This is a genomic window from Priestia sp. P5_B4 (assembly GCF_056400385.1).
In genome coordinates, this window is the sequence record NZ_JBFULJ010001440.1 from 1 (window position 1) to 599 (window position 599).

Annotated in this window: 1 protein-coding gene and 1 pseudogene; both read right to left on the reverse strand. The window is 37.9% G+C overall.

Annotated elements, in window-relative coordinates:
- A pseudogene (locus tag AC1DRF_RS31470) lies at positions 1-314 on the reverse strand (cytochrome P450); the annotation flags it as partial.
- Between the two features lie 194 nt (positions 315-508).
- The coding region (locus tag AC1DRF_RS31475; RefSeq protein WP_477742758.1) for a hypothetical protein at positions 509-599 on the reverse strand (91 nt) is incomplete at its 5' end.

Here is a 599-nt window from a genome sequence, read left to right on the forward strand (position 1 = left end):
ACTATCGTTCGAAGCTGCCCTTCTTCCCACGTTTCCGTATGCTTTTCAATTATTTTTGCGATTGCTTCCTTATTATAAGTTAGATGTTGTTTTAGTTGTGAGGGTTGAATGGGGCTCATATATAATGCTTCATCTGTCCATAACATTTCTTCGCCTAGCAGCGTTTTAAACATATGCGTTAGTTTAATTTTTTGAAACGCCTTGCTGTTTGTAATGACTACATCTTTAATAAGTTGAGGGTCTCTCGTTACATAAAAGCGTTTGTGCGCAACTCTAAATGTTGCAATTTCTCCATACTGAGTCAAGTTTTCCAAAAAACCCAGTGGGTTCTCTCTAAACTTTTGCAGGTGACCGGTAAGCYTATACGACGAGGGGCCCTGTATAACCGGCAATGGTATCACTCCTTTTCTAAAAATGCGGGACTTAAACAAATAAAAGAGTAGTCCACTAAAGACTACTCTTTTTCACACAAAGATATGCTATTGATTTTCACAAAAATTCTTACTTATTATTCCATATTGATCCATACGCTTYTCACTTCAGTGTAGTTATCAAGCGCATAGCTTCCCATTTCACGACCAATTCCCGACTGTTTATAG